General features: G+C 41.9%; 10 protein-coding genes, 1 tRNA gene and 1 pseudogene. 10 read left to right on the forward strand and 2 right to left on the reverse strand.

Annotated features, from left to right (window positions below; translation table 11 throughout):
• The first annotated feature begins 28 nt into the window (after positions 1 to 28).
• The 8 genes and pseudogenes from AC075L_RS19020 to bioA all read left to right on the forward strand — a co-directional run bounded on the left by AC075L_RS19020 (position 29) and on the right by bioA (position 5,870).
• A tRNA-Trp gene (locus tag AC075L_RS19020) sits at positions 29 to 99 on the forward strand.
• A 461-nt stretch (positions 100 to 560) separates the two neighbouring features.
• Complete coding sequence (locus AC075L_RS19025; RefSeq protein WP_008708223.1) at positions 561 to 1,325, forward strand: threonine/serine exporter family protein; 765 nt, start codon at positions 561 to 563, stop codon at positions 1,323 to 1,325.
• Positions 1,322 to 1,762 carry a threonine/serine exporter family protein gene (locus AC075L_RS19030; protein ID WP_008708222.1) on the forward strand — a complete coding sequence of 147 codons (441 nt, stop codon included), beginning with the start codon at positions 1,322 to 1,324 and terminating at the stop codon, positions 1,760 to 1,762. Before AC075L_RS19025 ends, AC075L_RS19030 begins: the two co-directional genes overlap by 4 nt.
• A gap of 129 nt (positions 1,763 to 1,891) precedes the next feature.
• Positions 1,892 to 2,007: pseudogene (locus AC075L_RS19035) on the forward strand (IS200/IS605 family transposase); the annotation flags it as partial.
• A 398-nt stretch (positions 2,008 to 2,405) separates the two neighbouring features.
• Positions 2,406 to 2,999 (forward strand): biotin transporter BioY, encoded by a 594-nt coding sequence (locus tag AC075L_RS19040; RefSeq protein WP_008708220.1) that lies wholly within the window; start codon positions 2,406 to 2,408, stop codon positions 2,997 to 2,999.
• A complete protein-coding gene (bioB, locus tag AC075L_RS19045; RefSeq protein WP_008708219.1) occupies positions 2,996 to 3,988 on the forward strand; it encodes a biotin synthase BioB in 993 nt (330 codons plus the stop codon). Before AC075L_RS19040 ends, bioB begins: the two co-directional genes overlap by 4 nt.
• The gene (gene bioD / locus AC075L_RS19050; protein ID WP_008708217.1) at positions 3,985 to 4,683 is read left to right on the forward strand and encodes a dethiobiotin synthase; all 699 of its coding nucleotides are present in this window, start codon (positions 3,985 to 3,987) and stop codon (positions 4,681 to 4,683) included. Before bioB ends, bioD begins: the two co-directional genes overlap by 4 nt.
• The gene (bioA, locus tag AC075L_RS19055) at positions 4,680 to 5,870 is read left to right on the forward strand and encodes an adenosylmethionine--8-amino-7-oxononanoate transaminase (protein WP_008708215.1); all 1,191 of its coding nucleotides are present in this window, start codon (positions 4,680 to 4,682) and stop codon (positions 5,868 to 5,870) included. The genes bioD and bioA overlap by 4 nt, the downstream gene beginning before the upstream one ends.
• A 201-nt stretch (positions 5,871 to 6,071) precedes the next feature.
• Here bioA and AC075L_RS19060 read toward each other — a convergent pair whose 3' ends face one another.
• Positions 6,072 to 8,123: a glycoside hydrolase family 3 C-terminal domain-containing protein gene (locus tag AC075L_RS19060; RefSeq protein ID WP_476388033.1), complete on the reverse strand. Its 2,052-nt coding sequence runs from the start codon at positions 8,121 to 8,123 to the stop codon at positions 6,072 to 6,074.
• On the reverse strand, positions 8,113 to 8,361 hold the full coding sequence (locus tag AC075L_RS19065; protein WP_476388034.1) for a hypothetical protein: 249 nt from the start codon (positions 8,359 to 8,361) through the stop codon (positions 8,113 to 8,115). The genes AC075L_RS19060 and AC075L_RS19065 overlap by 11 nt, the downstream gene beginning before the upstream one ends.
• A gap of 147 nt (positions 8,362 to 8,508) precedes the next feature.
• Here AC075L_RS19065 and AC075L_RS19070 point away from each other — a divergent pair, with 147 nt between their 5' ends.
• Together AC075L_RS19070 and AC075L_RS19075 are read left to right on the forward strand one after the other, a co-directional pair.
• Positions 8,509 to 9,276, forward strand: coding sequence for a helix-turn-helix domain-containing protein (locus AC075L_RS19070; RefSeq protein ID WP_008708213.1), 768 nt, complete (start codon positions 8,509 to 8,511; stop codon positions 9,274 to 9,276).
• A 245-nt stretch (positions 9,277 to 9,521) separates the two neighbouring features.
• On the forward strand, positions 9,522 to 9,861 hold a 340-nt coding region (locus AC075L_RS19075; RefSeq protein WP_476388035.1), incomplete at its 3' end, for a GDSL-type esterase/lipase family protein.

The following is a 9,861-nucleotide window of genomic DNA, read 5'->3' on the forward strand; positions in this document are numbered from 1 at the left end:
TTTTGAAAGTATGTATAATATACTTTGTAGGGGATTGGTCAAATGGTATGATAGGGGTCTCCAAAACCTTTGGTGGGAGTTCGATTCTCTCATCCCCTGCTCGAAACCTTTGAAAATGAAGGCTTTTGCGCGTCTTCGTCTTCACGGGTAATCACAAGAGTAATCAAAGAAATATCATATGAGTCTATTAAACTAGATTCTATGATATTTTTTTATTTGCCAAAAACAGAGCTGTCAAGAATTTTAATCTTTATAAGAAGGAAGAAAATACTTGACAGCTCGTACACTGATTATTTCTCATAATAAATAGAAAGGGCTTGACGGATTAATCCATCAAGTCCTCTTGACTACTACTCATATTTTTTGATCTGAAAAACACATCTTATTTTTTCAAAATAATCTGAATTGGAACTATTTTATGAAAGCGCTATAAAATAGAAGTTGTATTAACTGCAATTAAGCCTTATACTAAAGCTATCTTCAGAATACAAAAGTGCAGAAGTAAGACACTGGCGTATATTATGCCGGACTCTTTTCTGCAAAATTAAAGGAGTAATCCTATGCAGACATCTAAAGATTTTTTACATATTTTTCTTGATATGGGTGACGCATTGTTAAACAGCGGTGCAGAGATTTTTCGGGTGGAGGATACGCTGAACCGAATGGGTTATGCCTGTGGTGCTGCGCAGATGAATGTTTTTGTGATCACATCCAGTATCGTTATTACCATGGAATTTCCGGGAGAAGGAGCGCGGACACAGACCCGACGGATCAGGGAGTGCGGAGGAAATGATTTTACCAAACTGGAGCAGTTGAATGATCTGAGCCGTCGTTTTTGTAATCATCCTGTTCCGGCAGCAGAGCTTCGGAAGGAATTTGATAAAATTAATATAAATAAAACAAAACCGCTATGGAAACTTCTTGGAAGCCTTCTGGCTGCATGCAGTTTTGCTTTTTTTTATGGTGGAAGTATTCCGGATGCTGTTGCAGCAGGGCTTGGGGCTGTTCTGATCTGGGGATTACAGCAATATCTTCGTCCGGTATGCATGAATGAAGTGACTTTTCAGTTTGTGGCGTCTTTTTTTACAGGCTGTGCAATCTGTGGATTAACCTTGCTGTGCCCATTCCTTCGCATGGATAAGATTATGATCGGTGACATTATGCTTTTGATTCCGGGGTTGATGTCGACAAATGCAATCAGGGATGTACTTATTGGTGATACACTCTCTGGAATCATCCGTCTGATTGCTGCTTTACTACTTGCTGCGGCACTGGCACTTGGATTTATGGGGGCAATTATTTTATTTGGGAGGTTTGGACTTTGACTGCAGCAATCATGATACAATTAATTACCGGAGCCATTGGCTCTGTAGGATTTGGAATTCTTTTTCATATAAAAAAGAAATATTTGCCTCTGGCAGCAGTTGGCGGCTTCCTTAGCTGGCTGGTGTTCCTTCTGGGAAAAGAATTCTGGGGAAATGTTTTTCTTCCGACTCTGATGGCTGGCTTTGTTACAGATGTGTATGCAGAAATTCTTGCAAGAATCTGTAAAGAAACATCTACATCTTTTTTTGTTACTTCCGTAATCCCTCTGATTCCCGGAAGTACTCTTTATTATTGTATGAACAGCATTGTGGAAGGAAATACTGTTCGAGCATTGGAATATGGACGGGATACGTTTCTTTTTGCTTTTGGAATTGCAGCAGGAATGAGTATTGCGTGGTCGATCTGTTATTTTCTGAGAACTGTAAGGAAAAAGTAGAACTGACCTGGCAAGAAAGAAATTCCCGATGAAATGACACACACCCGTTTTCGACAGTTGATGAAAAATAAAATGGCAGAATCTCTTGACTTTATTGGGGGGTCTGCCGTTTTTGTATGGTTAAAATGAAAAAGTACATTAATGATATTCGAAAGACATGCAAATCTGAATATGGAAACAGACATTTCTGGTGTCGTGGATATTATGTAGATACGGTATGGAAAAATGCAAAAAAAATACAGGAATAATGAGTCATTAGACTCCAATGCCGGTAATAGACCCTTATAGGGTCAAAGCAAACCACCGACTTAGCCGGTGGTCGTGATTACCGAATCAAGCAAGTAGCGAAGCGGATGATTTTATCCGCTTGACCATATTATATATGCTGTGACGCAAATAGCAAGGCTAAGTTACTGTTCACTCCGTTCACAGTAACTTAGCCAAAATTCATTCCAGATTGCCTGCGGCAATGGAATTTTGGCTTGTATGTCTCGGGATTTTGGCATATTCATGCCAAAACACCTTGCGGGATAGTGGTGTGTGAACAGTAACAGGCGAACTATAAACTGAGAAAATAAAAAAGTTGACAATTAACCTTCTGTGCTTTAAAATAGTAAACCATAAAATATATGGAGGTTTACAAATGACTAAAACAAAAAGCATGATCTATTGCGGTCTTTTTACGGCGTTGATTGCAGCAGGTGCGTTTATTAAAATCCCTGTACCTGTAGTTCCCTTTACACTGCAGTACCTGTTCACTATGCTTGCCGGATTGTTTCTGGGATCCAGAAGGGGTATGATTTCTGTGGTTGCCTATATGCTGTTGGGACTGGCAGGACTTCCGATCTTTTCGGAGGGCGGTGGGATCTGGTATATTTTCAAGCCAAGCTTCGGTTATATTATAGGGTTCTGCCTGGGAACATACGTGACCGGACTTATTGCAGAGCGTCTTAAGCAGAAGACAGTTTTTCACTATTTACTTGCGAATTTGGCAGGTCTGATGATCGTCTATGCCTGTGGAATGGTTTATTACTATGTGATCTGTAATTATGTGATCGATACACCGATTGGAATCTGGCCGCTGATTCTTTATTGTTTTCTTCTTGCAGTACCTGGTGACATTGCATTAAGTGTTCTGGGAGCTGTTATTGCAAAGCGTGTCAGACCGGTAGTACTTCAATATCTTTTTGATTCAAAATCAAATGTCAGACTGGAAACGGAGGAGCTTGCAAAATGAATCCACTTATTTTAGCACAGGAAATTATTGATGGACGCAGAATCACAAGGAAAGATGATCTTTCTTTCTTTCTCACCTGTGATTTAGATGAGTTATGTGAAGGAGCAGACCGTATCCGCGAAGCATATATCGGTGATAAGGTAGATCTCTGTTCCATTATCAATGGCCGCAGCGGCAGGTGTCCGGAGAACTGCAAATATTGTGCTCAGTCAGTACACCACCATACTTCCTGTGAAATCTATGATTTTCTTCCCGAGGAAAAGATTCTGGAAGCATGTAAAATGAATGAAGAGGAGGGCGTTGACCGTTTTTCCATTGTCACTGCAGGAAAGGCTCTGACCGGAAAAGAATTTGATCAGGCGATTCATGCCTATGAAACCATGTATAAGGAATGCAATATCGATCTCTGTGCTTCCATGGGATTTCTTTCTTCCGAACAGCTGCATCGTCTTCATGAAGCCGGAGTAACCAGTTACCATCATAATATTGAGACTTCGCGGAGAAATTTTCCTAATATATGTACGACACATACATACGATATGAAGATTGAAACTCTGAAAAAGGTAAAGGCAGAAGGAATGTGTGCATGTTCCGGTGGCATCATAGGAATGGGAGAGACCTGGGAGGATCGCCTGGATATGGCAGTCAGCCTTGCAGAGCTGGGTATTGACTCCATTCCGATCAATGCATTGATGCCCATTCCGGGAACACCTTTGGAACATCTTGATCAGCTTTCAGAGCAGGATATCCTCCGGACAATTGCCTTCTTTCGTTATATTAATCCTGAGGCTAATATTCGTCTTGCTGCCGGACGGGCACTTCTTACCAATGACGGGGAAACCGCTTTTAAATCCGGTGCCTCCGCTACAATAACAGGGAATATGCTGACTACTGTTGCCTGCGCAACCATCCGCAGCGACCGAAAAATGCTCTCTGATATGGGCAGAAATGTAACACCAGAATATTGGAAGGAAGTGGAAGAATCATGAGTAAAGCGGTATTTATTACAGGAACAGGAACAGACATGGGCAAAACCTATCTCTCAGGACTGATCGTAAAAAAACTGGCACAGGCAGGAAAAAATCCGGCTTATTACAAAGCTGCAATGAGTGGAAATGACCGGCGTGCAGACGGAAGTCTAATCCCGGGCGATGCACTTTTTGTTAAAGAGATGTCTGGTATTTCCCAGTCTCTGGATGATATGTGTCCCTATGTATATGAAAATGCCTGGTCTCCTCATCTTGCTTCAAGAGTTGAGGGTAATCCGGTGGATCTTGATGTTGTGCGAAGAGGATTTTTGAAGGCAGCAAATGATTATGAATATATTACCATGGAAGGAAGTGGCGGTATCCTCTGTCCGCTCTGTTTTGATGAACGCAAAATCCAGCTTGAAGATGTGATAAGAGAGTTTGAGCTTTCCAGTATTCTGGTGGCAGATGCAGGGCTTGGTACAATAAACAGTGTTGTATTGACTGCTGAGTATATGAAAGCCCATTCCCTTCCAATCAAAGGTATTATTTTTAACCATTACCATCCCGGAAATATTATGGAAGAGGATAATATTGCTATGTGCCAATATATGACAGGCCTTCCGGTTATTGCAAAAGTACAGGATAATGCGAAGGATCTTGATATAGATGCAGATGTACTGGCAGAATTTTATGATGAGGTGAAGATCAAATGATATGGTATCCCTATGAACAAATGAAAACAATGAAAGCTCCCTATAAGATTCTGGATGCAGAGGGTGTACATCTTTATACAAAAGATCAGAAGCTGATAGACTCTATATCTTCCTGGTGGTGTATGATTCATGGATATAAGCATCCGGAACTGACAGAAGCGATCAAGGAACAGGCAGACCGTTTTTGTCATGTAATGCTTGGGGGACTGACACATGAGCCGGTGGAAAAGCTTTCTGCGAAGCTGCAGGAATTTCTGCCAGGAGATCTGGATTATTGTTTTTTTTCAGATTCAGGAAGTGTTGCAGTGGAGGTCTCACTTAAAATGGCCCTTCAATACAACACCAATCAGGGAAGAAAGCGCCCGTTAGTGCTGGCTCTTGAACATGCATATCACGGGGATACCTTTAAGGCAATGGAAGTTGGTGATGACGAGGATTATCATTTCGCTTTTGACAAAAAAGAGGGTGTTGTCCATATTCCCACTGAGATCCCGGCCCTGGAGGAGGCATTTGAACAGTATCATGACCGTCTGAACTGCTTTATTGTGGAGCCTCTTTTACAGGGAGCAGGAGGAATGCGGATGTATGATATTTCATTCCTGAAGAGAGCAAGAGAATTGTGTGACCAGTATGATGTTCTTTTGATTTTTGACGAGGTTGCAACCGGGTTTGGCCGCACAGGTAATCGCTTTGTGGCAGATCTTGTTCTGCCGGATATCCTGGTTCTTGGAAAGGCCCTTACAGGAGGATATATTGGTCATGCTGTCACTGTGGCAAATCACAAGGTATTTGATGCCTTTTACAGTGATGATGACAGACTTGCCCTGATGCATGGTCCTACTTTTATGGGAAACCCGCTGGCATGTGCTGTGGCTTTGAAGGGGATTGAGATTTTTGAGCGTGAAGATTATATGAGTAAAATCCGTCATATTGAACAGGTTTCACGTGGTGAGATGGAAGCATTCACAGATCCACGGATCAAAGAAGTCCGGATCATGGGTGGCTGCGTGTGCGTGGAGGTTCATGATTCCAGGAATCTGGAAGGCTTCCAGCAGTTTGCTTATGAACGGGGTGTGTTCAGCAGGCCATTTTTGAACTATATGTATTCTATGGTTCCATATGTGATCAGTGACGAAGAGCTTATAAGAATTTTTGATGTGATGAAGGAATGGTTTAGAGAGAAATAAATAAAAACTACTGTATAAAGCCGGAAAAAAATTTAGCTTATATACAGTAGTTTTTTTGTTTTATAGCAATCCTCGTAAATAATGCATTTAAGACAGTTCAGCAGAGTGCGAAAGACAAGGAAGATATCTGCAGGCGTGCTGACGCACGGCAAAGATATCTGACGCAGGATTTCACACTCTGATGGGCTGGATTAAGATGCATTATTTCAGAGGATTGCTATAGATTGCCTGCAGTTTGTCAATCATCTCCTGGATCTCAGCCCGGGAGAATCCGCCAAAGCTGCACAGAGAGCGAAGTGGCATGGAATATGTCATTGCTGCTACCATTTCTTCAGTGATAGCTTCAGCAGCAGATTCGGAAGCTGTGTCTGAACCGCCGTTCATTGCAGCGAGATATCTGGAAGTCAGTTCTTTTGCTGCTTCTTTTGTGTCTGGATTATTGAAAAGTTCACCCAGTGTTGTGTTCATATGAATATGCATAGGAATTACCTGGCTGCTGGAGAGTTCAATGGTTTCAGAGAGACGGATATCTCTGGAGGATGCACCGATCAGAATCTCATATTTGCCGCTTGCAGCATACCAGTCGTGTAATTCGGTATTGTACCATGCAAAGCTGCGCTTATCCAGTTCCATAGTAACTGTTTTGGTTTCGCCAGGAGCAAGCTGGACTTTTTCAAAGCCTTTCAGTTCTTTTTCAGGACGGGTCGTGGATGCTGTCATGTCTTTCACATAGAGCTGGACAATTTCTTTTCCTGCAATGCTGCCTGTATTTGTCACATCTACAGAAACAGTGATGGTATCTTTTTCTGTTGGATTTGTGTTGGAAATCTGCAGATTGCTGTATGCAAAAGTAGTATAGGAGAGTCCGTATCCGAATGGATAAGCAACTTCCATCTGCTTGGTATCGTAATAACGATATCCTACAAATACACCTTCACGGTATTCCACTTTATCGCCGCCACCGAAGTTCAGGTAGGATGGATTGTCAGCCAGTTTCACCGGAATTGTTTCGGCCAGTTTACCGCTTGGATTTACAATACCATAGAGGATATTTGCAACAGCAGCTCCGCCTGCCTGTCCGCCAAGGTAAGCTTCCAGAATACCTTTCACATTATTAATCCATGGCATTTCCACAGGAGAACCATTGTGAAGAACGATCACAGTATTTGGCTGAACTTCAAGGATTTCACCAATAAGACGGTTCTGGCATTCTGGCAGTCTCATATGAGAACGGTCATATCCTTCAGACTCAAAACTATCCGGAAGTCCGGCGAAGATCACAACCTTATCAGCAGCTTTTGCAGCCTGAAGTGCTTCAGCAGCCAGTTTTTCATCGTATAAATCTTTATTAGCAGGAAATCCTTCTGCGTAAATAATCTGTGCATCAGCAGGAACAGCTTCCAGTGCATTGGTAATTTTAAAGCAGTTAATATGAGAGCTTCCGCCGCCCTGGAAACGAGGTTTTTTGGCAAAACCACCTACAAAAGCTACTTTCTCAGAGGTCTTCAGAGGCAGAATCTGGTCTGCGTTTTTCAGAAGGACCATAGATTCTTCCGCAATACGGCGTGCCTCTTCATGGTCTTTTTCCATGGTAAATTCCTGCGGTGCACGGTGGTCCGCATATTTGTAAATAATATTCAGGATACGTTCTACAGCCTGATCCAGAACTTCTTCCTTCAGAGTGCCATTTTTTACGGCTTCCATGATCAGAGCATCGTTTGTTCCGTTGGAACCTGGCATTTCCAGATCCAGGCCGGCCTCCAGACCCTTCACACGGTCATTGACAGCACCCCAGTCAGACATAACATATCCTTCAAATCCCCAGTCATTGCGGAGAACATCGGTAAGAAGCCATTTATTCTCGGAAGCAAAAGTACCGTTAATCTGATTGTAGGAGCACATAAAGGTATATGGCTGAGCCTTTTTTACTGCCAGTTTCAAATGCAGGAAAATAAATTTCAGCCGGAGTGTTCTTTCATCTGCTTCAGAAGAATTGCTCATGCGGTGATATTCCTGATTGTTAGCTGCAAAATGTTTGATGGAAGTTCCTACATGCTGGGACTGTACACCATTGATAAATGCAGCAGCGATCTCACCTGCAAGGTATGGATCTTCTGAATAGTATTCAAAGTTTCTTCCGCAGAGCGGAGAACGTTTAATATTGACAGCCGGTCCTAAAACAACAGATACGTCATTTGCCTGTGCTTCTCTGCCAATAGTTTCGCCCATGGCTTCCATTAAGCTACTGGTCAAAAGAGCAGGCACTTAAAGCAGCAGGAGGGAAGCAGACTGCTTTGATACTGTCGTTCATTCCAAGATGATCTCCTTTGTCATCCTGCTTACGAAGCCCGTGAGGACCGTCGCTTACCATTACCTCCGGGATTCCAAGTCTTTCCACGCTTTTCAGATGCCAGAAATCAAGCCCTGAGCACATGCCTGCTTTTTCTTCCAGAGTCATCTGGCTGATGATTTTCTTTAAATCACGCTTCATAATAAATTCCTCCATAAGTTTATTAATATATGTTGAACAGATTGTTTGTGTTGCCTTTATCTGGACTATATCACCTTCAAATGATAAAATATAGTAAAATATTGATATAAATAACAAAATATTGCTGCGTATGCGAGAGGAATAAAGATGCAGGAGAAAAGTAAGGAATACAATGAAAAAGAACAACAGGTTGCAGAGAACCGAAGCAGGAATACTCTATTTGAGAGACGTGAGAATTTACAGAAACATGAATCTTATGCAAGTGAGCGTCGGCAGTATGATGCTATCAGGAATGGTCAGACAGACAGAATACAGTCCGTTTTTCAGATCACACCGGATGGAACTCCTGGAATACTGTCCAGAAATGAACTGCGAAACAGTAAGAATATGTTTATCGCAGGAATTACGCTGTTTACCAGAGCTGCGATTGAAGGTGGCGTACCTGAAGAAACTGCTTATGCATTAAGCGATGGCTATATTCAGACAGTGGAAGAGTGTACCAGTAAATCTTCCATAGAAAAGTTATCACAAAAAGCAGCTCTGAGATTTGCCCAGGAAGTGCAAAAGTCCGGAATGAGACATTACAGCAGAGAAATTGAAGCGGCAGTAAAATATATTCATCTTCATCTGCATGTTCCCGTTACACTGGAAGAAACTGCAGAGGCAGCAGGGATTAGTGCCAGTTATCTTTCCAGATTGTTTAAAAAAGAAACAGGAATGCTTTTTGTCGACTATATTCAGAAAGAACGGATAGAAGCTGCCTGTAATATGCTGACCTATTCAGATTATACAGCAGCACAGATCAGTGAATATCTCTGCTTTTCCACACAGAGCTATTTTATAAAAATTTTCAGAAAATATACAGGAACAACACCTGCAAAATATAAAAAATATAAAGTTCAGGACTGGAAATAATATCGGTATCAAAAGTTTTTTGATTATTTACGAGGATTGCTATAGGTCCCGAAACCGCACGGAAAATAAAAATATTTCTGAGCGTCCCTTTATGACTTATGACGTACAAATAAACATTTTCAAAAAATACAAAAAAGGGATTGACAAACAAAAATAAAGATTGTATAGTATTCCTATCAAATCAATATGAAAACAGGGAAAGCAAAAAATCCCATTAAAAATATCAGATAAGAAGGTGACAAGACATGAAACAAATCTTATGTTTCGGTGATTCCAATACATACGGTTTAATCCCGGGAACTACTAATCAGAGATACGGATGGGGTACCCGCTGGACCAGCATCCTGGATGACAAAGTAAGAACAAAAGGCTACAGAGTAATCGAAGAAGGACTCTGCGGAAGAACCACCGTATTCGATGATCCATTCCGTACAGAAAGAAGAGGAACAGAAATGCTTCCGGCAATCCTTGAGAGCCACAGACCAGTAGACACTATCGTTCTCATGCTTGGCACGAACGATTGTAAAAGCGTATACAGCGCAACCCCGGAAGTGATCGGACAGGGGATTGAACAGCTCCTTGATC

The organism is Blautia sp. ZXY-1-B12, from assembly GCF_056339915.1.